At 34.5% G+C, this 24919-nt stretch carries 16 protein-coding genes; 4 read left to right on the plus strand and 12 right to left on the minus strand.

Annotation, left to right across the window (positions count from 1 at the left end; translation table 11 throughout):
* The 9 genes from ASE40_RS05615 to ASE40_RS05655 all read right to left on the minus strand — a co-directional run bounded on the left by ASE40_RS05615 (window position 1) and on the right by ASE40_RS05655 (window position 14045).
* Complete coding sequence (locus ASE40_RS05615) at window positions 1-1209, minus strand: NAD(P)/FAD-dependent oxidoreductase (RefSeq protein WP_057116006.1); 1209 nt, start codon at window positions 1207-1209, stop codon at window positions 1-3.
* Window positions 1210-1435: 226 nt separating this feature from the next.
* Window positions 1436-2119 (minus strand): glycerophosphodiester phosphodiesterase, encoded by a 684-nt coding sequence (locus tag ASE40_RS05620; protein ID WP_057115943.1) that lies wholly within the window; start codon window positions 2117-2119, stop codon window positions 1436-1438.
* A 181-nt stretch (window positions 2120-2300) separates the two neighbouring features.
* Entirely contained in the window at window positions 2301-3968 is a 1668-nt protein-coding gene (locus ASE40_RS05625) for an alpha-amylase family glycosyl hydrolase (protein WP_057115944.1), read from the minus strand.
* A gap of 196 nt (window positions 3969-4164) precedes the next feature.
* Window positions 4165-6030 (minus strand): glycoside hydrolase family 13 protein, encoded by a 1866-nt coding sequence (locus tag ASE40_RS05630; RefSeq protein WP_057115945.1) that lies wholly within the window; start codon window positions 6028-6030, stop codon window positions 4165-4167.
* A gap of 104 nt (window positions 6031-6134) precedes the next feature.
* Window positions 6135-8249, minus strand: a complete 2115-nt coding sequence (locus ASE40_RS05635) for a glycoside hydrolase family 97 protein (protein ID WP_057115946.1) — start codon at window positions 8247-8249, stop codon at window positions 6135-6137.
* A gap of 27 nt (window positions 8250-8276) precedes the next feature.
* Complete coding sequence (locus tag ASE40_RS05640; RefSeq protein WP_057115947.1) at window positions 8277-10580, minus strand: glycoside hydrolase family 65 protein; 2304 nt, start codon at window positions 10578-10580, stop codon at window positions 8277-8279.
* Window positions 10581-10665: 85 nt separating this feature from the next.
* Complete coding sequence (gene pgmB, locus ASE40_RS05645; protein WP_057115948.1) at window positions 10666-11325, minus strand: beta-phosphoglucomutase; 660 nt, start codon at window positions 11323-11325, stop codon at window positions 10666-10668.
* Window positions 11318-12835: an MFS transporter gene (locus tag ASE40_RS05650; protein WP_057115949.1), complete on the minus strand. Its 1518-nt coding sequence runs from the start codon at window positions 12833-12835 to the stop codon at window positions 11318-11320. The genes pgmB and ASE40_RS05650 overlap by 8 nt, the downstream gene beginning before the upstream one ends.
* A 178-nt stretch (window positions 12836-13013) precedes the next feature.
* A complete protein-coding gene (locus ASE40_RS05655) occupies window positions 13014-14045 on the minus strand; it encodes a LacI family DNA-binding transcriptional regulator (protein ID WP_057115950.1) in 1032 nt (343 codons plus the stop codon).
* 236 nt (window positions 14046-14281) lie between these two features.
* On the opposite strand from ASE40_RS05655, the gene ASE40_RS05660 reads away from it, so the two are divergent.
* The 4 genes from ASE40_RS05660 to ASE40_RS05675 all read left to right on the plus strand — a co-directional run bounded on the left by ASE40_RS05660 (window position 14282) and on the right by ASE40_RS05675 (window position 22643).
* Window positions 14282-17350, plus strand: coding sequence for a SusC/RagA family TonB-linked outer membrane protein (locus ASE40_RS05660; RefSeq protein ID WP_057115951.1), 3069 nt, complete (start codon window positions 14282-14284; stop codon window positions 17348-17350).
* Between the two features lie 15 nt (window positions 17351-17365).
* A complete protein-coding gene (locus ASE40_RS05665; RefSeq protein WP_057115952.1) occupies window positions 17366-18925 on the plus strand; it encodes a RagB/SusD family nutrient uptake outer membrane protein in 1560 nt (519 codons plus the stop codon).
* Window positions 18926-18944: 19 nt separating this feature from the next.
* Window positions 18945-19688, plus strand: coding sequence for a SusE domain-containing protein (locus ASE40_RS05670; protein ID WP_082586750.1), 744 nt, complete (start codon window positions 18945-18947; stop codon window positions 19686-19688).
* 81 nt (window positions 19689-19769) lie between these two features.
* On the plus strand, window positions 19770-22643 hold the full coding sequence (locus ASE40_RS05675; protein ID WP_057115954.1) for an alpha-amylase family glycosyl hydrolase: 2874 nt from the start codon (window positions 19770-19772) through the stop codon (window positions 22641-22643).
* Between the two features lie 103 nt (window positions 22644-22746).
* Here ASE40_RS05675 and ASE40_RS05680 read toward each other — a convergent pair whose 3' ends face one another.
* From ASE40_RS05680 to ASE40_RS22170, 3 genes are all read right to left on the minus strand, one after another.
* Complete coding sequence (locus tag ASE40_RS05680) at window positions 22747-22971, minus strand: DUF6814 family protein (protein ID WP_057115955.1); 225 nt, start codon at window positions 22969-22971, stop codon at window positions 22747-22749.
* 11 nt (window positions 22972-22982) lie between these two features.
* Window positions 22983-24476, minus strand: a complete 1494-nt coding sequence (locus ASE40_RS05685; protein ID WP_057115956.1) for an MFS transporter — start codon at window positions 24474-24476, stop codon at window positions 22983-22985.
* A gap of 190 nt (window positions 24477-24666) precedes the next feature.
* The coding region (locus ASE40_RS22170; protein ID WP_206742870.1) for a hypothetical protein at window positions 24667-24919 on the minus strand (253 nt) is incomplete at its 5' end.

Consider the following 24919-nt stretch of genomic DNA (forward strand, 5'->3'; position numbering starts at 1 on the left):
TTATATATTATTGGCCAAAATAAACCCGCTTGTCCAGGCATTCTGAAAATTAAAACCTCCCGTAATAGCGTCGATATTGACGATTTCGCCAGCAAAATAAAGATTTTGGTGAATTTTGCTTTCCATGGTTTTAAAGTTAATTTCTTTTAAATCAATGCCGCCAGCTGTTACAAATTCTTCTTTAAATGTACTTTTTCCGTTTACTTTAAATTCGGCTTTTGTGAGTTGAGAAGTTAAATTTTGCAATTGAACTTTAGATAAATCTGCCCATTTAGTTTCTGTTTCAATTCCAGAAGCCAGAACCAAACTTTCCCATAATCGATTGGGAAAATCAAAAGGAGATTTTTTTGAAACTGCTTTTTTAGCATGTTCTTGTTTTAGATCTTTTAAGGTTTTTTCGGCATCTTCAAAATCAACATCATTTAACCAATTGACGAAAATCGTAAACTGATAATTTTTATCGTGTAAGATGCGAGCGCCCCAAGCCGATAGCTTCAGGATTGCTGGACCGCTCATTCCCCAATGTGTAATTAACAAAGGTCCTGTAGATTCTAGCTTGGTATCTTTTACATGTACGGTAACTTGTGCTGCAACGCCAGGTAATTCTTTGATTCGGGTATCTTTGGTATTGAAAGTAAATAGGGAAGGAACGGGACTTACAATTGCATGTCCGTGTTCCTGAAGCATTTCCCAGATTTTCGGGTTGCTTCCTGTTGCCATTACTAATTTTTCTGTTGCGAAATTATCACTTTGTGTATCAATTTTCCAGTGATTTTCTTTTTTGAAAATAGACTGAACGCTTTGCCCTGTCAGCACTTTTATGCCTAATTTTTCTGTTGCTTTTAAAAAACAATCAATTATGGTTTGTGATGAATTAGAAACGGGAAACATTCTCCCGTCTTCTTCGATTTTTAATTCTACGCCATGTTTTTCAAACCATTCGATTGTATCTCCCGAACAAAATTGATGAAAGGGGCCTCGAAGTTCTTTTTCGCCGCGAGGATAAAATTTAACCAGTTCGTTAGGTTCAAAACAAGCGTGCGTTACGTTGCATCTTCCGCCCCCGGAAACACGTACTTTAGACAGGACTTCTTTTCCTCTTTCTAAAATGGCAATTTTAAGTTTCGGATTTTTCTCTGCAATATTAATAGCCGAAAAAAAACCTGCAGCGCCTCCGCCAACAATTATTATGTCGAAATTTTTAATCATATTTTTTGAGTTGCCACGAATTTGCTTCGCCTGTTTACTATCGCTCGGGTCACAAATTGGTACTAATTTTTTTTCTGCCACAGATTACACAGATTTAAAGGATTTTTTCCTTTGCCACGAATTATGCAAATTTTCACGAATTAAATTTATTGCATTAAAATTTGTGTAACTCGTGGGGGAAAAAATCTGGGTTAATCTTTTTAATCTGTGGCTAAAATTTTAAACTTTATATCTTGTCTGGATTATCAGAGATAATACCATTTACTTTATAACTTTTTACTTTTTGAATGTCTTCCGCAGAGTTTACTGTCCAAGGCAAAACTAAAAATCCTTTTTCTTGAATTTTCTTTACATTTTTTATATTCAATAATTGATAATCAGGATGAATGGCTTTTGCTTTTATTTTTTCGGCGAAAGCCAGAGCGGTATCAAGATCTTCTTCTGTTAAAACACCAATTGCAATATTTGGATTCAGGTTTAAAGCTTCTTCCAGCATATTCCAATCGAAACTCGAAACGATGAAATTATTGTAATTCCAGTTTTTTTCTGAAATATATTGTTCAATTAACTGAACCACTTTACTTGGAGTTCCTAAACCTTTTAATTCGATATTGATCAGGCATTTTTTATCAACTAAATCAAAGACTTCATTTAAAGTTGGAATTTGATATTTTCCATCAATCAAAAACGATTTTAACTCAGATAAAGAAAAAGTGTTTACTAAACCTTTTCTGTTAGTAGTTCTGTCTATGGTTTCGTCGTGGATTACGATGATTTGTTCGTCAGCGCTTAAGTGAACATCAAGTTCAATTCCGTCTGAATTTAAGTCTAAGGCTTTTTGAAAGGCTTTTAAAGTGTTTTCAGGTTCGTAGGCTTTGGCGCCTCGATGTGCAATCTTTAAAATATTCATTTTATAAAGGTTCAGAGTTGCAAAGGTACAAAGGAGCAAAGGAAAAATAATAGCATCACTTGATAAAGCATTGAAATGATTTTAAAGATGAGATAAATTATATCTCTCGCAGATTTTGCAGATTCAGCAGATTTTCTTTTTTAATATCTGCTGAATCTGCCGAATCTGCTAGAGAAAAAAATTAAATCTGTTCTAATAAAACAATTCCGTATTTACTGTCAATACTTGCTTTTCCATCGATAACTTCTGTTTCCTGATCAGAGAAAAAGTCTCTTACTTTTGTTCCGTTTTCGAAAATTGAATTTACAGGAAGTTCTTTTCTGCCTTCTGGTAAATCTAAACCGATTATGACTTTATCTGTAAATGATTTATTAGAATAAATTCTTGAAAACACATAATATTCGCTCTCAATTTTGGAATGAATTCCAGCGCCAACGGCAGGATGATTTCGTCTAAACTGCCCTAACTTCTGCCAATGCCACAGCATTCTTTGTGTGTCGGGATTGTTCTTAATATCATCCCAATTCATATTCGAACGCAAAGTTGCATCTCCCTGAGTTCCCTCAATTACTAAGGAACGATTCGATTCATCTCCGTAATATACCTGCGACATTCCTGGGGCAAGTAAAAGTTTGGTTCCGGATTCAAAACCTCTTGTGCGATTGGCATCAAAAGGCTGGCCGTCGTCGTGAGAAGACATATAATTAAGGACAGAATAACCTTTTAAATCACTCTGTAGATGATTGGAATATTTCGAAAATAAAGTCTCATAATCGCTTTGAGCGGCATTCCATTTAAATTCAAAATTGATTAAGCTGTTAAAACCATTTTCAAAATAATTGACTTTTCGATCTCCAAAATCATAATCCTGACCACCGCTTATTCCATAACCATACACTTCAGCGATCGTGTAAAACTGGTTCTGATCTAAAACTTGTAGAGGATGATGTTTTTTCCAAGTTTCAAATGCATATTCACATTCTTTTTTAAAATCGGCCCAAACACCTTCTTCGGTATGTTTTACAGTATCGGCGCGGTAACCATCAATTCCGAATTCTAGAATATAATCGGTAAGCCATTTTATGATGTAATATTTTGGACTTCTTGGATATCCTGTTCTTTTGAAAAATTCTTCTAGTGAAGCGATTTCTTTTTCATAACGGCCTTCTTTTTTCCATTTTTCAATCAAAAAAGGCGGCAGTTCTACATTTTGAGTGCTTTCGGTCTTTACGTCTGGAAGATTTTCTACCAAAGTACACATTGTAGTATTTTCAAAAGATTTGTAGTCGCATACAACGCCTGTTCTTACCCAGTCCGAAGGCCAAACAGGATCTTCTGGAGTTACTGGACCAGTATGATTGATAACTCCGTCCAGAATTATTCGAATGCCTTTTGCGTGTGCTTTTTTTACTAAATTGGCTAGGTCTTCTTTGGTTCCGAAATTTGGATCTAAAGCAGTCCAGTCTTTTGCCCAATAACCATGAAAACCGTAACTAAGTCCAGTTCCTTCGTCAACGCCATCATGAATTTGTTCAACAATCGGCGTAAGCCAAATCGCATTTATTCCTAATTGCTCAAAATATCCTTCGTCGATTTTTTTGATGATTCCGATGATATCGCCGCCTTCAAATCCGCGAAGTTTTGCGGGAGTTTTGGTTCGGTTGAAATTGATGTCGTTTGAAGTGTCTCCATTATAAAAACGATCGGTAAGTAAAAAATAAACATTTGCTCCTTCCCAAACGAAAGGTATTTTCGAAGTATTTTCTTTATTCATTGAAACTGATTTTGAGCCAGAACAACCCATTATTAAGTATACTAAAGATAAAAAAAGGAAAGTGTATTTTTTCATTTATTCTAAATTTAACGAAGATTTATAATAAAAAGATTCCGCCACGAATTCACAAATTTTTATTCTCAAGATTGTCAAAAATAATTCGTGAATTCGTGGCGGAAAAAAATAGTTTCTCGCAGATCTCGCAGATTCGGCAGATTTTTTTTTAAATTATCTGCTAAATCTCCTAAATCTGCGAGAGAAAAAAATATTGTTATTCCAATTCTAAAACCAAAGCTGATTTTGGTTCTAAAGTAATTTCAGAACTTAAATCAAATATTTTTCCAGTAATAACATCTTTTCCTGATTTAAAGTTTTTGATGCTTTCTTTGAAACGATTTGTTTTCACAACTTGCTCTTTTGCATTGTTATTGAAAACTACCATAACAGTTTTAGCATCGGTATATCTGAAATATACATAGGTGTTGTTTTCTGGAATATAATGTTTCATTTTTCCGAAATGAACCGCTTCGTTTGTTTTTCTCCAGTTGAATAATTTTGAAGAGAAATCAAAGTAAGCCGCTTGTTCAGCCGTTCTTCCTGTTGCAGTGAAAGCGTTGTTTTTGTCGCCAGCCCATCCGCCTGGGAAATCCTGACGAATATCGGCATCTCCGCCTTTGCCTTTGTCACCACCCATTCCGATCTCTGAACCGTAATAGATTTGCGGAATTCCACGAACGGTTGCCAATAAAGTCATTGCCAGTTTGTATTTTGGTAAATCATATTTGAATTTTTCATTCATACGATCCGTGTCATGATTTTCAGCAAAAACTAAGATATTATTGGTATTTGGATATAAAAAATCCATTGCAAAATTGTTGTAGAATTTAATCAATCCGCTATCCCAGTTTGGTTCATCTTCACTGAAGGCAGAAGTAATCTGACTTTGAAGCGTAAAATCCATTACACTGGGAAGATTTGAATTGTAGTTTTCAATCGCACCAATTTTACTGTCTTTCTGCCAAAAAGCTAAATTCGCCTGATTGTGCATCCAGATCTCTCCAACAATATTAAAATTAGGATATTCATCTGTAATAGATTTTGCCCAATTTGCCATAGCAGTTTTATCTGAATAGTTATAAGTGTCTACTCTAAAACCGTCAAGATTAGCAAATTCTATCCACCAGATTGCATTTTGAGTTAAGTATTTTGCAACCAAAGGATTTCTTAAATTTAAGTCTGGCATAGAAGGTACAAACCAGCCATCGACACAAACTTCCTGATCTATTTTTGAAGCATGAATATCTGTAATTACTTCACGTCTGTGGTGTGTTTGCGTGTAGTTTTCAAATTGATTGATCCAAGATTTTGTTGGTAAATCTTTGATCATCCAATGTGTAATTCCCCAGTGATTGGTTACATAATCCATCACCAGTTTCATGTTTTTTTTGTGCATTTCTGCTGATAAGCGAGCGTAATCATCATTCGTTCCGTAACGTGGATCAATTTTGTAAACATCAGACTGCCCGTAAGTGTGGTATGAATGCTGTTTGTCATTGTCCTCGCATAAAGGCGTGCTCCAGATTGTAGTTGCACCAAGAGACGAAATATAATCTAAGTTTTTAATGATTCCTTCGATATCACCACCGTGACGACCGCTTGGATCTTGACGGTTTCCTTTTTCAGTTAAAGAAGCATCGCTGTCGTTTTTAGGGTTTCCGTTAGCGAAACGATCTGGCATGATTAAGTAGATTAAATCAGAGGCGTCGTAACTTTTTCTGTCGGCAGAATTCGCTCTTCTTTCTTTAAGAACATATTTTTGTTTGAAGGCAACTTTATTGTTGTTTTTAAAAGAGAAAACCAATTCAGAAGCTTTTACGTCTTTCGTATCGATTGTCACGAAAAGGTAATTTGGGTTTTCTGTTTTTTCTACATTTTTAATCACCACATTATTTGAAACCGAAGCTTCGTATTGTGCAATATTTTTTCCGTAGAACATAATCTGCAGTTCCGAATTTTTCATTCCTGCGTACCAGAAAGGCGGTTCTACTTTTTGGATTTGCGCTTTCGCGGAAGCGGAAAACAACAAAACCAATAGTATTAATCTAAAGATATGATGGTTTATTTTTAGGCTGTTCATAGTGAGTAGAATTTAAACCATATAAGAAATGTAAGAACATTTAAGACAAAAACTGGGGAGATCTCTATTTAAATGGACTTACATTTCTTATATGGTTAATTAAATTATTTATTTTCAATAATACTAATCGCATATCCTCCTCCAGGAGCAGAAAACTGCGATAATTTTGATTTGTTTGTTACAGCAATTTTCTTGATAGTATAAGCCTGCGGATTTGTTTTATAATGCGCATCTTTTGCATCAGCATAAATTGTTGCGGTATATTTTTTACCTTTTTCAAGGAAACTGAAATCGATGTTTGAAGTACGAGGAGTTTCTCCGTTTACGTTTCCAACAAACCAGTTGTTTGTTCCTTTTGCTTTACGGGCAACTGTGATAAAATCTCCAGGTTCAGCCTCGATATATTTACTTTCAGACCAGTCTACAGCTACATCTTTAATGAATTGGAATGCATCTGGAAAACGGTTGTAGTTCTCTGGAGTGTCAGCTGCCATTTGCAATGGACTGTACATTGTAACGTATAAAGCCAATTGATTACAAATTGTACTGTTTACATGAGATGTGTTTTCAGGATTCATTTTGCTGATATCCATTTCGAAGATTCCAGGCGTGTAATCCATTGGACCTCCAATTAAACGTGTAAAAGGTAAAACCGTAACGTGATTTGGTTTAGAACCTCCAAAAGCTTGGTATTCTGTTCCTCTCGCAGCTTCGTTTCCAATTAAGTTAGGATACGTTCTTGCAATTCCTGTCGGGCGAACTGCTTCGTGAGCGTTCACCATAATTTTATAATCAGCTGCTTTTTCGATTGCATATTGATAATGGTTTACAATCCATTGGCTGTAGTGGTTTTCACCGCGAGGTAAAATATCGCCTACGTAACCGCTTTTTACAGCATCGTATCCGTTATCGTTCATGAATTTATAAGCCGCATCCATATGACGCTCGTAGTTACGAACAGACCCAGAAGTTTCGTGGTGCATGATAATTTTTACACCTTTAGATTTTGCGTATTCGTGCAGACCTTTTACATCAAAATCTGGGTAAGGTGTTAAGAAATCAAAAACATAATCTTTAGAATGTCCAAACCAGTCTTCCCAGCCTTCGTTCCAACCTTCAACTAAAACAGCGTCGAAACCATTTGCAGCAGCAAAATCAATGTATTTTTTTACGTTAGCATTGTTTGCTCCGTGTGTTCCGTTTGGCTTTGCTTTCGCGAAATCAGTAACTCCAAGTTGAACTGTTGGATAATCATTAGTGTATGACCAAGAGCTTTTTCCTGTAATCATTTCCCACCAAACACCAACGTATTTTACGGGTTTTATCCAAGAAGTATTCTCAATCTTTGAAGGATCGTTTAAGTTATAAGTCATTTTTGATGCTAAGATTTCTCTAGCGTCATCGCTTACGATAATCGTTCTCCAAGGTGAATGATTTGGAGCTTGCATATGACCTTTGTCGCCTTTTGCATCTGGCGTTAACCAAGAGGTAAAAGTCATGTTTTTATCATCAAGATTCAAGTGCATACAAGAATAGTCAATCAAAGCTGCTTCGTGTAAATTGATGTAAATTCCATCATTGGTTTTTAACATCAAAGAAGTCTGAACTCCTGTTGGCGAAAAAGATCTTTGAGAAACGTTTGCTGTATATGCTTTTTGAGATAAACCTCTAATTTCAGATAATTTCGATTTTGTATAATCGTATTCTTGCGTATCATAATCTCCTGGAATCCAGAAAGCCGTATGATCTCCAGTCATTGCAAATTGAGACCTTTCTTCTTTAATTACAAAATAAGTTAGATTCTTTTGCGCTGGGAATTCATATCTAAATCCTAAACCGTCATCGAATAAACGGAAACGAATTACGATTTGTCTGTCTGTTCCTTTTTGATTTAAAGTAACAGCCAATTCGTTATAATGATTTCTGATGTGATCTACTTCTCCCCAAACTGGTTTCCAAGTCTCATCAAAAGTTGCAGTTTTAGTATCAACTACAGTAAAATCGTTTAATAAAGATTTTTTATCATCTTTAAGTTCAAGACCCAATTTACTGGTTTTTACAACTTCTTTGTTTTTGTATTTTAAATTGTACGTTGGAGTTCCGTCGTTTTGAAGAGAAAATTCCATTACGAACTTGCCTTCGGGTGATTTTAATTGCTGCGCTATTGCAACGGTGCTAAACGCAAACAAAATTAAACTTGCGAAAAATAAGTTTTTCATGTTTTTTGATTTTTAGAGTATTGTAATTTAATTTATTTGTACAAATTTACTTGCAATTACAGGATTTCCATTAACTACAATTGTTAAATCTTGATCGCCATCTACAGTAAATGCTGTTTCGTTATGATTTACAGCTACTTTTAAAATTTGATTTCTGAAATTAATTTTAAAAGAATAACCTTTCCATTCTTTTGGGATTTTTGGAGAGAAATGCAATTGGTCATTTTTCACACGCATTCCGCCAAAACCTTCTACAATGCTCATCCAAGTTCCAGCCATCGATGTGATGTGACAGCCTTCTTCCACTTCTTTATTATAATCATCCAAATCCAAACGAGAAGTTCTTAAATAAAACGTATATGCCATATCCATTTTATCTAAAGCTGCAGCCTGAATCGAGTGAACACAAGGAGAAAGCGAACTTTCGTGAACCGTAAATGATTCGTAGAATTCGAAGTTGCGTTTTAATTCTTCTTTAGAGAAATGATCTTCGAAGAAATAGAAACCTTGTAAAACATCGGCTTGTTTAATATATGGTGAACGCAACACACGATCCCAAGACCATTTTTGGTTAATAGGACGCTGTGATTTATCTAAATCTTTAACCGGAACTAAATCTTTGTCTAAGAATCCGTCTTGCTGTAAATAAATTCCAAGTTCTTTTGAAGTTGGGAAATACATATCATCGGCCACTTTTTTCCATTCCTGAATTTCATTCGCCGAAAGGCTTACTTTTTCTAAAATGCGTTTGTGATCTTCAGGATATTCTGAACCCACTTTTTCAATTTGTTCTGCAGCAAAATCAATACACCATTTTGCGATATAATTGGTATAGAAATTATTGTTGATGTTGTTTTCGTATTCGTTTGGTCCTGTAACTCCAAGAATTACATATTGATTTTTTTCTTTTGAGAAAGAAGCTCTCTGGTGCCAGAAACGCGCAATTCCGATTAAAACTTCTAATCCTTTTTCTGGAATATAAGAGTAATCTCCCGTATAACGGTAATAGTTGTAAATCGCAAATGCAATCGCACCATTTCTATGGATTTCTTCGTGCGTGATTTCCCATTCGTTGTGGCATTCTTCACCGTTCATGGTAACCATTGGGTACAATGCAGCACCGTTTTTGAAACCTAAATTATCTTTAGCGTTTTCAATTGCTTTGTCTAATTGGTTATAACGATACGTCAGCAAGTTTCTAGCAACCTGCTGATCTTTTGTTGCCATATAAAACGGAATACAATACGCCTCCGTATCCCAATAAGTTGATCCACCGTATTTTTCTCCCGTAAAACCTTTTGGTCCAATATTCAAACGCGAATCTTTTCCTGAATAGGTTTGGTTTAATTGAAAGATATTGAAACGAATTCCCTGCTGTGCTTTTACATCACCTTCAATCGTAATATCTGACATTTCCCAGATTTTTGCCCAAGCCTCAATTTGATTTTGAAGTAAAGCATCATATCCTGAATTAACAGCAGATTTAATTACTTTTTCGGCTGCAGCCAAAGTATTTTCGTGGTTCAAAGAAACGGTATAACCTCCGATTTTTTGAATTGCTGAGGTTTGTCCTTTTGCAATAATGGTTCCGTAAGTATATTGAACTTTGTCTGCAGTTGAATCGATTGTAGAAGGCGAAACGTGAATATCTTCATCATTTGCCAAAATCGTATTGTGCATGAAAGTTGTTACTTTAAAATGCGTTTTGAAAGTCTGAGCCGTTACAAAAGCTTCGTTTGTGCCTTTTTTAACTTCAAGCGGTTCCCAGAATTTTTCTTCCCAGTTGGCATCTTCATTCGTTACACCAGCATCAACGTAAGGTTTGTAAAGGATTTTTGCATCTTTGTTTAAAGGCGTGATTTCATATTTTATAATTCCCGCTTCATCTAAATCTAATGAAAGAAAACGACGAACATTTACGGCAATTTCAGTTCCGTTTTTTAGAACAGCTTCAAAAGAACGATTGTACCATCCTTCTTTCATATTCAATTCTCTGCGGAAATTTCTAACTTCAGTACAATTATTTAAATCAAGATTTTCTTCGTTGATTTCTACGTCAATTCCAATCCAGTTTGGAGCGTTTAGTACTTTGGCAAAATATTTCGGATAACCGTTTTTCCACCAGCCCACTTTTGTTTTATCAGGATAATAAATTCCGGCAATATAACTTCCCTGAAAAGTTTCGGCAGAATATGTTTCTTCAAAATTGGCACGCTGCCCCATAGCACCGTTTCCGATACTAAAAAGACTTTCAGACGATTTTACTCTTTCGGCATCAAATCCTTCTTCTATAATTGACCAATTATCTGGTTTTATATAATCTTGGTTCATTTTTTCTTAATTTGATAATTCGTTAATTAGACAATTAGATAATTCATTTTGTAGAAATTATCTAATTATCAAATTGGCACATTTTCTAATTGATTAATTTTTCTATAAAGCTTGTTTCGATTTGGGTAAAATCTTTAAAAATATAGTCAGCTTCATGCAAAATTGTTTCCTCACCAATTCCCACGCTTACCATTTCGCCTATGTTTGCTGCCTGAATTCCGGCAACAGAATCTTCAAATACAATTGAGTTTTTTGGATCAATATTTAATAATTGAGCCGCTTTTAAGAAAACTTCCGGATCTGGTTTTGCGTTGGTAACATCGTTACCGTCAACAATAACATCGAAATACGAAAGAATTCCAGTTTTTTCAAGAATTGGTCGGGCATTTTTACTCGCAGAACCCAATGCAATTCCTTGGTTTTTATCTTTTAATAGTTTTAGAATTTTAGCAACTCCTGGAAGAATCTCGCTTTCGTCCATGTCAACTAAATAGGATAAATAATCTTCGTTTTTTTGAATTAACCATTTGTCTTTGTCTTCCTGAGAAGCCTGAACATTACCTAATCCAAGTATAATGTCTAACGAACGAACGCGGCTCACGCCTTTTAAAAGTTCGTTGTCTTCATGTGTAAAATTTATATTTAATGATTGGGCAATTTTCTGCCATGCTAAAAAATGGTATTTAGCGGTATCAACGATCACTCCGTCAAGATCGAATATGAAGGCTTTTTTATTATTATTCATGAATTTCAATTTTAGTTCTGCTATTTACTCTAAGTGTAAGTAATCCGGCAAAAATCATAGATACACCTCCAATTATTAAGGCGTAAATAGGTTCGTTATGAAAGAATTGTTTGATTACAAATCCTAATATGGTGGCGGCTACAATTTGTGGTATTACTACAAAAAAGTTAAAAACTCCCATGTAATAACCCATTTTTGCTGCTGGCAAAGCACCAGATAACATTGCATAAGGCATTGATAAAATACTTGCCCACGCAATTCCAACTCCTAACATGGGTAGGATCAGCATTTGCTTATCACCAATAAAATAAATTGAAATTAAACCAACACCTCCTGCGCATAATGCCAATAAATGTGTTGCTCTAACGCCTACTTTTTTTGCAATGATTGGTAATAAGAAAGCTACTGCTGCAGCAATACCGTTATAAACTGTAAATAACACAGAAACCCAGTCAGCAGCATCGTTGTAGACCTTTGAAGTCGTGTCTGTCGTACCAAAAATGTGTTGTGTAACAGCTTGTGTTGTGTAAATCCACATAGAGAAAAGCGCAAACCAAGAGAAAAATTGTACCCAGGCTAATTTTTGCATTGTTTTTGGCATATTCAATAAATCGGTCATGATTATGGTAAAGCCATTTTGGACTTTTTTAGTTCGTAATTGTGATGCAATTACAAATAAAACACCCATAAAAATTAGTCCGATAAATAAAATATACAATTCTTTTGCCAGGCTGTTTTCAAAAATTAGAAATGAAATTAATCCTCCAATACCGGCAAAGACTAATCCTAAAAGCAATTGTTTTTTTGTAGAAACTCCAGATTCTGTTTCTGGATGAGAAAGATTTTGAGAATCTTTTTTACTATTAGCTTCGAATGCATGAAGTTCTTCAGGCGTATATTCAGTTGTTTTAAAAACAGTCCATAGAACAGAAAGCAGAAAAACAATTCCGCCAATGTAGAAAGACCATTTTACAGCATCTGGGATAATTCCTTTAGGAGCGACATTGCTGACATCAAAAACATTTGTAAAAAGATAGGGTAAAACAGAACCTACAACTGCACCTGTTCCAATAAAAAAACTCTGCATTACAAAACCTAATGCACGTTGATGGTCTGGCAAATTATCGCCAACAAAGGCGCGAAAAGGTTCCATTGAAACATTTATCGAAGCATCCATTATCCATAAAGTTCCCGCTGCGATCCATAAAGTAGGAGAGTTGGGCATAATAAATAATGCGATTGAAGACAAAATGGCTCCAATTAAAAAATAGGGGCGGCGTCTTCCTAAACGAGTCCAGGTTCTATCACTGAAATAACCAATAACGGGCTGAATAATTAAACCTGAAACAGGCGCAGCAATCCACAAAATTGGGATTTCATCTATTTTAGCACCAAGGGTTTCAAAAATTCTAGAGGTATTTGCGTTTTGCAGTGCAAAACCAAACTGTATTCCCAAGAAACCGAAACTCATGTTCCAAATTTCCCAGAAACTTAATTTACGCTTTTCCATTATCGTAATTTGTGAAAAATTATACGATAAGCGCTTTGCTTATCAAAACTTACTGTTTTTTTCGAAGTAAAAGTAAAAGCCTTGACGGGCGTAAAAGTATTAATTATTTTTTTATTTATGCTAATAAAAAAGCCATAAATGTTTTTTATGACTTTAGAATGTGTTGATTTTAAGAAAATTAGTCAGTAGATTCTCTTTTTATTAAATGTGTTTCTATAACTTCTGTAGTATAGTTTTCGTTTTCTTCTTCGTCATCATCATGTTCAGCTTCAAGTCTTTCAATAAGCATTTTAGCGGCTTTATTTCCCATTTTTTCCCCACTCTGACTCACTGTTGTAATGCTTGGAGTGGAGTATTTGGAGATAATTCCGTCAGTAAAAGCAATTACAGCTAAATCTTCCGGAACTTTTAATCCCATTTTTGATGCCGTTTTGATAATGGTTACAGCAAAAAGTTCATTTACAGCAAAAACAGCATCAAAAGCTCTGTCGTGTAAAAGTTGACTAATAGTGATTTCGCAGGTATCAACATCTTCAATTTTTATGATTAAATCTTCGTTGAAAGGAATTCCGTTGTCTAAAAGTGCTTTTTCGTAACCATCAGTTCTTAGTTTTCCGACACTTACATAGTCAACAGTTGTTACTAAGGCTATTTTTTTTCGTCCGTTATCAATTAAACTCTGAACAGCTTCATAAGCCGCCGCTTTATCATCAATAATTACTTTATCGCATAAAATATCATTAGTAACGCGGTCGAACATTACAACCGGCATCCCTTGGTTAATGACTTCTGTAATGTGATGAAAATCACCTTTATATTGTGTTTCTTTAGAAAGAGACATGATGAAACCGTCGATACTTCCGTTGGCTAACATTTCCATATTTAAAACCTCCTTATCAAAAGAATCATCAGATAAACAAATGACAACACTATAACCATTTTCGTTCGCAACCTGCTCAATTCCATTAATTACAGTAGAGAAAAAGTAGTGTACAATTTCGGGTATAATGATGCCAATACTTTTGGTTTTTCGGTTCTTTAAACTAAGAGCAATATTGTTGGGTTTATAGTTATAAAACTTTGCAAAAGCCTGCACTTTTAAGCGCGTTTCTTCACCAATTTCAAGACTGTTTCTAAGTGATTTTGAGACAGTTGAAATGGATACATCAAGTTCCTTTGCAATCTGTTTTAGGGTTATTTTGCGTTTCATGGCGTAAAGTGAAAAAAATCTAATTAATAATAAAGGTATCTGAAAATTTTATAATTGACAATTTTTGACTGAAAAGATTACAAAATATAGAAAGTTTTCAACACTACCACGTTTTCGTAACTCAATAAAAGTTGTCTCTGGTTGAGCATGTTAATAAATTCATAATTTTGAAATTCGAAGTAAAATTAAAAACTTAACTAACAGTCAAAAACTCAAAACTAATTTAAACAAAAAGTATGAAAACAATTTACAAAAAGTTGTTATTTTTATTCCTTCTGCTTCCGTTTACTGTGTTAGCTCAAAGCACATTAACAGGAACAGTAACTGATCTTGCCACGGGTCAGCCAATACCAGGAGTAAATGTGAATGTACAAGGTGCACCAAACGGAGCATCAACAGGATTTGATGGTAATTACCAACTATCAAATGTTAAGAGCGGAAATAAAATCGTTGTTTCTTTTATTGGTTACAAAACGCAAACGATTGAATTTTCTGGGCAGAAAAATTTAAACATTTCTTTAGAGGAAGATACAAATCAACTTAAAGAAGTTGTGGTGCAGGTAGGTTATGGTACTGTTAGGAAAAAAGATGCAACAGGTGCCGTAACAGTTTTGTCTGCAAATCAATTGAATAAAGGACCGGTAGGTTCAGCTGATCAACTTTTAGTAGGTAGAGCGGCTGGTGTTAGAATTACAACAGAAGGCGGGCAGCCAGATGCAAATCCTAATATTAGAATTCGTGGAGGAAGTTCTCTTTCAGGCAATAACAGTCCGTTAATTATTATTGATGGTGTGCCTATTGATAACACAAATCCAGCAGGAATTGCAAATCCTTTAACGTTAATAAACCCAAATGATATTGATACGTTTGCAATTTTAAAAGATGCTTCTGCTACAGCTATTTACGGTTCAAGAGCTTCTAATGGTGTAATCATTATTACAACTAAAAAAGGAGTTTCTGGAGCACCAAAGTTTAACTTCTCTTCTAATGTTACAATTGGAAAAGTTAATAATCCTGTCGATATGATGACTGGCACAGAATTTACTGCTTTCATACAAAAATATCACCCAGCTTATACCAATTTACTTGGAGTTAGTGATGGATCTGGTGCTGTAGATAATCCTGCTACACCTCAAATTGAAGGGAGAACTTTATACAATACAGATTGGCAGGATTTAATTTATAGACAATCTATTTCTACAGATAATAACTTTAGCGCAAGAGCAAATCTTTTCGGAAAAGTTCCTTTTAGAGCATCTGTTGGCTACGCTAAAAATGAAGGTGTTGTTAAAACAAATGATTTAGACAGATATTCTGCTTCTATTAAACTTACACCAGTTCTATTGGATAATCATTTAAAAATTGACTTTAATGCAAAAGGATTATCTGTTAAGAAAAATGCTATCGATGGAGATGCTGTTATTGGTAGTGCTTTAGGGATGGACCCGACAAAACCTGCATATGATAATCCTGGTGCTTCAAGTAATATCTTCGGAGGATATTATCAGCTGTTAAATACAAACAATTCTATAAGTGGGGCTCAAAATCCTTTAGCAATATTAAATCAAAGATCTCGTCCTGAAGAAGTTCAGAAATTATTAGGAAATGTGGAGTTTGATTATAAGATGCCGTTTATGGAATCTTTAAGAGCAGTTGTTAATCTTGGTTTAGAAACTTCAAAAACCAAGATTAGAGAAATGTATACTGATAACGCTATTCAAACTTATCAGATAGACAATTCTGCAGGAACAACTCCTCCAACTTATGTTTTTAACCCTGGACTGAATTATGCAGAAAATCAAACAGTTAATAACAAAACTTTAGATGCTTATTTAGCTTATAATAAAAATATAACAGGATTTGTTACAAGAGTTGATGCTCAAGCTGGTTACTCTTATCAAAATTTTGTTACAGATGGTAATAAAGAAATTTACAGATATAGTACTACTACAGGTTTGAGAGAAATAACTCCAAATCCTTCAAATCCAAATAACAGATATTATAACGAGAGAAATTTACAATCTTTCTTTGGAAGAGCCAATGTAGATTTGGTAAATAAATATTTGTTCACTTTTACTTTAAGAGCAGATGGATCATCTTTATTTAAAGAAGATAGTAGATGGGGGTATTTCCCAGCAGCAGGTTTTGCTTGGAGAATGAAAGATGAATCATTTTTAAAAGATTCAAAAACGTTTAATGATTTAAAAATTAGATTAGGTTACGGTATCACAGGTCAGCAGGATATTACAGGAGTTGCAGGTTCTTATCCATATAGTGCTTTATTTGCGCCTACAAGTGCTTCAAGTACTTATATTCCTGGTGTAAACGGTTATTACGCTAAACCTTATAATGAAGACTTAACTTGGGAAAAAACAACTACTTATAACGTAGGAGTTGATTTCGAATTATTTGAAAATAGTATTGTTTCGGGTAGTATCGATGCATATCAAAAATATACAAAAGACTTACTTTCTGTGGTTTCAGCTCCTCCAGGACAAGCCTTGACAAATGAATTTGTTTCTAATGTTGGAGATATGAAGAACCACGGTGTTGAAGCAAATTTAAATGTAAAAGTGATCAACGGAAAAGATTTCAATTTGTCTGTGAATGGAAACATTGCTTATAATATTGGAGAAATTACCAACTTAGACAACAGAACGACAAATGTTGATAACAATTCTGGAATTCCAGTTGGTACTGGTCAGAAAATTGCTTACAATACTGTAGGAGAACAACCTTATTCTGCTTGGGTATTTCAACAAGTTTATGATTCTAATAACAGACCAATCGAAAACGCATTTGTAGATAAAAATGGTGATGGAGTTATTGATGATAACGATAGAAGCTATGTAGCATTAAGACCAAACTGGACTTACGGATTTGGATTGACTGCTAACTACAAAAAGTTTGACTTGACGACAACATTTAACGGTCAGATTGGTGGAAAAGTTTATAATGCGAGAAAACTTCAATCAGGGTATATTGATAAAGCGCTTCCTGCAAATTCAATTAGTTTAACTAATGTTTTAGATACTCAATTTGATTTCCAAACAATTAACGGAAATGTGCCTTTTTCTGATTTTTATTTAGAAGATGCAAGTTTCTTACGTTGTCAGAACATTACACTTGGTTATACTTTTGATAAAGCTATAAAAGGTGCTAACTTAAGATTATATGCTTCTGGAAATAACTTGTTTATTGTTACAGATTATACAGGTGTCGATCCAGAGAACTTCAATGCAATTGATAATAATTTCTATCCAAGATCACGAACATTCAGTTTTGGTCTGAATTTAGAATTCTAATAAAAAAATATAAAAATGAATCAATTTAAACTTAAGATTATAGGAGCTGCTTTTGTTCTTTGTTTATTCTCATCTTGTGTTGATGATCTGAATACAGAACCAAAAGTAGAGTTGACATTGGAGAATCTTTTAAAACAAGATCCAAATGCAGTAGACGGTTTAGTTTCTAAGATTTATGGAACCTTTGCCCTTTCAGGACCAGACGGGCCAGGCTCTTCAGATATCGTAACTAAAGATGCAGGAGAGGCTGCATTTCTAAGAAGTATTGTTAATTTACAGGATTTTTCTGCAGATGGAATGAAAAATCGCTGGGGAGATGATGGTTTAGATCAATTAACAACAACTAGTAATTGGAATGGTAATAATAAATTCTTTAGATATTTATATGATAGAGCTTATTACACAATTCCTCAATCAAGTAATTTGATTAAGATTTTAAAAACGACATCTGCGGCTGTTCCAGACAAAGAGAATCATATTGCGGAGTTACGTTTTTTAAGAGCGCTGTCTTATTATTACCTTATTGATTGTTTTGGTAAAGGAGTTATTATAACAGAAAATGATATTAATACGACTGTACCAAAAAAAGAGGCTAATAGAAAAGAGCTTTTCGATTTTGTAGAATCTGAATTAAAAGATATTGAAGGTACTATTACTGCAACAAAATCTTATGGTAGAGCAGATAAAAATGTAGTAAGAATGCTGTTAGCAAAACTATATTTGAATGCACAGGTTTATACAGGAACTCAAAGGTATGATGATGCTTTGGTATATACAAAAAAGGTTATTGATGAAGGAGGATATACTCTTGCGCCAAATTTTGTGAGTGTGTTTTCAGGAGACAATAATACTTCTCCAGAAATTATCTATACACTTATTGCTGATGCAGTTGTGAGCCAGGGTTACGGTAATACAACTTATATCGTAAACGGAAACTTAAGTACAGAGACCTTGAATCCAAATGATTTTGGTGCAACTGATGGCTGGGGAGGACACAGAGCTACTAAAGCATGGTACGGATTATATAATGGTGGAAATTTGGCTGCTTCTACAGACGATAGAGCAAAATTATTCTGGACAACTGGTCATACATATGAAATGACCGATTACAAAACATGGATTAATGGTTATCCAAGTGTAAAATTTAGAAATAAGAATTTTGTTGGAGCTTCAAGTTCTACAAGTTTCTCTAATACTGATTTCCCTTTGTTTAGATTGGCAGATGCTTACTTAATGTATGCAGAATGCGTTTTAAGAGGTGCGGCATCAGGTTCTGTTGCTACCGCTTTAGAATATGTCAATAATGTTAGAAATAGATCTCATGCAGGGGCAATCGATTCTTCACAATTAACCTTAGATTTCATTTTGAATGAAAGAGCAAGAGAGTTGAACTTAGAAGGACACAGAAGACAGGATTTAATTCGATTTGGCAAATTCACTGGAGGATCTTATTTATGGCCTTGGAAAGGTGGAGTAAAAGACGGTACAGCAATTCCTGAGACGTACAATTTGTATCCAATTCCTACAAGTGCATTACAGGCAAATGCTAATTTGACTCAAAATCCTGGTTATTGATCTTAACTAAAAAATAGATATGAAAAATATATTCAAATTAAGTACTCTTGCGATGTTAATAATGTCGGTAGTATCTTGTAATTCAGATGACATTACAGTTATAGAAGCATCGAAGGCAGCGGTATTAACAAGTCCCGAAGCAGGTACAGTTTTTGTTTTTGATAAAACAAAAGCTACTGAGGTAGCAACAACTTTTAAATGGGACGCGGCACAGTATGTTGGAGCGCCAGTTGCTATAACTTATGAAGTGGAAATGGCAAAATCTGGTACTGATTTCAAAAATCCAGCAACTATATCAATTACAAGTAATAAAAGCATTGCAGTGACTGTTGGTGAGCTTAATGCGGCTGCGCAAAACTGTGGTTTAACACCTTTTGCGGCTCAAGATGCAGACATTCGTATTAAATCTTATGTTGGAGAAGGAGGAATTGCTCAGTATTCAAATGTTATTAAAGTTTCTATTACATCCTATTCAGCTTGGGATAATTGGGGACTAATCGGTTCAGCTACACCAAACGGATGGAATGATCCAGATACTAATTTAGATTATGATATAGCAACTAAGAAATATTCATACAAAGGACCATTAGTAGTTGGTGAATACAAGTTCAGACTAGATGATAAGTGGGATACTAACTACGGTGATGATGGTAATAATTTAACATTAGAAGCTGGAGGTGCTAACATTCCTATTACTGTTGCAGGAAACTATACAATCATTGTTGATTTTACTGCAAAAACTTATACAATTACTAAAGACTAACGTGTATGTAATTTTAATAAAAGGGGCTATCTGCTAGATAGCCCTTTTTTAATCTAACTAATTAACCGAAATAACCACATTATGAAAAAAACTTTACTTTCAATATTTTTATTGATGGCAGTAACTGCTTTTGCTCAAATTCAAAACGTTACATATTCAATAAACCCGCCAACTTTTGAAGATACCACTCCAATTACTATTTCAATTGCAGGAACAAGTATTAATGAAGGTACTTGGGGAGTTACGGGTAATGCACTATATCTTTGGTCATGGTCGTATGATGTGAACGATACAAATCAAATGGATTCTCCGTCTAACGGATCTTGGACTTCTTCGAATGAAGCAGCTAAATTTACCTATAATGCAGGAACCGATACTTATACTAAAACCTTTACGCCATCTGTCTATTTTGGCAGAAACGGAATCGGAAGAATCGGATTTCTAATTAAAGCAAAAGATGGAAGCGGCACGAAACAGTCTCAAGATATTGTTGTCGAGGTTGGATCTTTTCAAGTTTCTCTGTCTTCACCAATAGAAAATAGTACTACAATTATTAATTCAGGATCTAACTTTACTATTACCGCAACAAATACAGGTGGAGCCGCAAGTTATACTTTGAAATCAAACGGAGTAACGATCAATACTAATACAAGTACATCAAGTTATTCTTATTCGCACACCAATATAACAAGTAATCAAAGCTACGAATTGATTGTTGTTCAAGGTGCTACTACAATTTCAAAGAAATTCTCAGTAGTTGTAAACCCAAATACTGTTTCGCAAGCTATGCCGGCTGGATTAGTAGACGGAATTAATTATAATATTTCTGATGCAACAAAAGCCACTTTAGTTTTAGATGCACCATTGAAGGACTTTGTTTACGTCGCAGGAAGTTTTAATAATTGGCAGCCAACATCAGCTTATGCAATGAAAAAAGATCCAAGTTCAGGTAAATTTTGGCTTGAATTAACTGGATTAGTTTCTGGTGTAAATAATACCTATCAATATTGGGTTGTAGATGCAACGCCGCTTGCAAATTCGCCAGCAATGGTTAAAACGGCAGACCCTTATTCTACTTTGGTTTTGTCACCTTATGATGATCCATCAATTCCTGTGGCAAAATACCCAAATATGCCAGTTTATCCTACGGGACAAAATTTTGAGGTTACAGTTTTAAAAACGGGTCAGACTCCTTACAATTGGCAGGTTACTAATTTTGTAAAACCAGAAAAAGAGAAATTAGTGGTTTATGAAGTTCTAGTGCGTGATTTTGATGCGAACAGAAGTTATCAGAGTTTAATAGATCGAATAGATTATTTTAAAAATCTAAAAATTAACGCCATTGAATTAATGCCTGTAATGGAATTTGAAGGCAACGAAAGCTGGGGTTATAATACTTCATTTCACATGGCTTTAGATAAATTCTATGGAACATCAGACAAATTAAAAGAGTTTATCGATTTATGCCATCAAAACGGAATTGCTGTAATTTTAGATGTGGCGCTAAACCACGCTTTTGGAAGAAATCCGATGGTAAGAATGTGGATGAATGACCCAGACGGGGATGGTTTTGGTTCGCCAACTGCCGAAAATCCATATTTTAATACTGTTGCAAAGCATAGCTATAGTGTGGGAGAAGATTTTAATCATCAATCTCTAAAAACTCAAAATTATGTCAATCGTGTTATTAAACAATGGATTGAAGAATATAAAATTGACGGTTTCCGCTGGGACTTAACTAAAGGATTTACCCAAGCTTGTACGGCAGCAGATGAAAGTTGTACAAACGCTTATCAACAGGATAGAGTAGATATTCTAAAAAAATATGCAGATTATTCATGGAGTTTAGATCCAACACATTATACCATTTTTGAACATTTAGGAAGCGATATTGAAGAAAGAGAATGGGCAAATTATAAAATTACTGAAACGCCAAGCAAAGGAGTTATGATGTGGGGAAAAATGACTAATCCTTATAATCAATTGTCAATGGGTTACGCTTCAGATAGTAATATTTCAAGAATGGCTAGTGTGAGCCGTGGTTTTAATTCGAATCGTTTAATGGGTTATGCTGAAAGTCATGATGAAGAACGTCTAATGTATAAAAATGTACAATATGGAGCTGTTAATGGAACTTATAACGTAAAAACATTAAATACAGCATTGTCAAGAATGTCTGCGATTGGAGCAGTTTCATTATTAGTTCCAGGGCCAAAAATGATTTGGCATTTTGGAGAATTAGGAATGGATGATTCTATTTTCAGCTGCAATAACGGAACCGTAAATGATGATTCAGGAGCAATTCCCGGTGATTGTAAATTAGATACAAAACCACAGCCTCAATGGACAGAAAATTGGATCGGAGATTCTAATCGTAATAAAATTTATAACGATTGGGCTAAAATGATTACGCTTAAAACCGTAGAACCTGTTTTTTTAGGTACTCCCACAATGACAAATGCGAACTCTTTGTTGATTAATATCAAAATTGAAAATTCAGCTTTGACTGCAGCGCAATTAAAAAATGTTTTGATTTTGGCCAATTTCGATACCACGGCACAAAATGTTGCAACAGGTTTTCCGTATCCGGGAACTTGGTATAATTTAATGGATAATACAAGTATTAATGTAACCGATGTAAATGCGCCAATCAATCTGCCTCCAGGAGACTATAGAATTTATGGTAACAAAACAGCAAACTTAGCGATTGATGATTTTGAAAAAGCAAATATGGTGAGTCTATATCCTAATCCAGTTTCAGATTATTTCACTTTAAATAGTGCTTTTAAAAAAGTTCAGGTTTATTCCGTTTCAGGACAATTAGTTAAAAGCTTTACTTCAAATAATAATGCTGATTTTCAATTTGGCGTAAGCGAATTACAAACAGGATTATATCTCGTAAAAGCTTCTGATGAAAATCATAAAACTCAAGTAATGAAGTTTATTAAAAAATAAACGTTGAAAATATATTTTACAGATTAAGAATTTGGTTAGGTTAGTGAGGAAAAAGGGCTGTTCTACATAATGTAGACAGCCCTTTTCTATTTTTTTGATTGTTTTATTTCTTTTTATTGTATTCTCCTATCAAAGAATAATAACCAAAAGTACCCAATCCCATGACAATCAGCGGTGTCAATATAAATAAAATAATTACACCAAATACTAAATCGTCTTGCTGGTCTGAAAGCAGTTTAGGTAAACCAAATTCAAAAACACAGAAATAAGCTGCTGCAGCTGCTAAAGCAATCCATAAAGCCCCTAAAACTTGTTTAATCGCATTCATTTTTTTAAATTTTAAAGGTGAGTAGTTTTGTTTTTGTTGTCAATATATATCATTCCAATTACAAAGCAGATTCCTGCAATTACAATAGGATACCATAATCCGTCTAGATAATAATCTGGTTTTCCGGCCGATTTGGCGTGAGTTACAAAATAAGTAGAAATAGCAGGGAGTAATCCTCCAAATATTCCGTTTCCAACATGGTAAGGAAGTGACATAGAAGTATATCTGATTTTAGTTGGAAACATTTCGACTAAAAATGCGGCAATTGGACCATAAACCATTGTTACAAATAATACTTGAATAAAAACCAAGAAAATTAAAGTCCATTTATCGCTTGAATTAATTTTTATTGAAACACTAGTTTTTACATCCTTTTTCTCCATGTACGTTTTTTTCTCCAAGACGGTTGTGCCATCTGTGTATTTTTTTTCTGTTGTAACAATAGAACTTCCGTTATCTTTTCTTTCAGTAGTTTCTCTTGGGTTTTCTACAATTTCAGTTTTTTGGTTTATATCTGTTGTATTGTACATCATCTTATAAATAGGTCTATAAGACAATATGGCAATCAGCATTCCGAACATCATAATATATTTACGCCCAATCTTATCGCTCAGCCATCCAAAAATAATAAAAAAAGGAGTTCCAATTAAGAGTGCAATCCCTAATAATTCATCTACTTGCGAAGAGTCAACATTCATAACCGTTTTCATAAAACTCATGGCATAAAATTGTCCTGTGTACCAAACAACGCCTTGTCCCATTGTTGCTCCAAACAAAGCCAGTAAAACGAACTTCATATTATATCTGTTTCCAAAACTTTCTTTTAACGGATTTGTACTAGTCGTTCCTTCTTTTTTAGCTTTCGCAAAAACAGGCGATTCATCCATATTTTTTCTGATGAGATACGAAACGCCAACCATAGCAATAGAAACCCAGAAAGGAACACGCCATCCCCATAAATCGAAATCTTCTGGAGAAAGAATACTCTTGGTTGCTAAAATAACCATTAAAGAAATAAATAAACCGACAGTCGCAGTGGTCTGAATCCAAGAAGTCCAATAACCTTTTTGACCAGCTGGAGCATGTTCTGCTACATAAGTTGCTGCTCCGCCATATTCACCTCCAAGAGCTAATCCTTGTAATAATCTCAGAATTAGAACTAATAATGGTGCGAAAAAACCAATCGTTTCGTAACTCGGAATACATCCTATTAAAAAAGTAGATCCGCCCATTAATAATAAGGTTGCCATAAAAGTATATTTCCGGCCAATAATATCTCCAAGGCGTCCAAAAAATAAGGCGCCAAAAGGACGGACTACAAATCCGGCTGCAAAAGTGGCTAAAGTAGATAAAAATGCTGCGGTCGGATTATCACTTGGAAAGAACTTGGTCGAAATAACAACGGCTAAACTGCCGAAAATATAGAAGTCATACCATTCAATCATGGTGCCCATAGAAGAGGCTGAAATTACTTTCCAAATGCCCTTAGTAGAAGTTTTGCTCATAAAACTGCTTTGAGATCTTATTAGTAAATGAATGTTAAAAATATAGCTTTACGAATATAGAAGTTATTTTTTTATTCAGTCAATACTTTTTTAACAAAAACTATTAATTTGTTGACTTATTGGATTAACCGCAAAGTTTAGAAAGAAAAAACGCAAAGGTTCGCAAAGTTTTTTTGAATTGACTTCAGCTTTAGCTGGAGTTGCATAAAATCAAGCGGAATGACTTTTTTTGAAACAAAAGAAAATTTGAAGAGGTTTTTAATCGCAAAGACTCAAAAAAAATACAAAGGTTTGCAAAGTTTAATTTTAAAACTTTGCGAACCTTTGCGTAAACCTTTGCGTTCTTTGCGGTAAAAAAACAGAAAAGTATAGAAAAACAGAAAACCCGAATATTTCTATTCGGGTTTTGTGGTACCTCCAGTCCCGAGGCTTCGGGAGAACCA

This window comes from Flavobacterium sp. Root935 (assembly GCF_001429295.1).
Lineage (GTDB): Bacteria > Bacteroidota > Bacteroidia > Flavobacteriales > Flavobacteriaceae > Flavobacterium.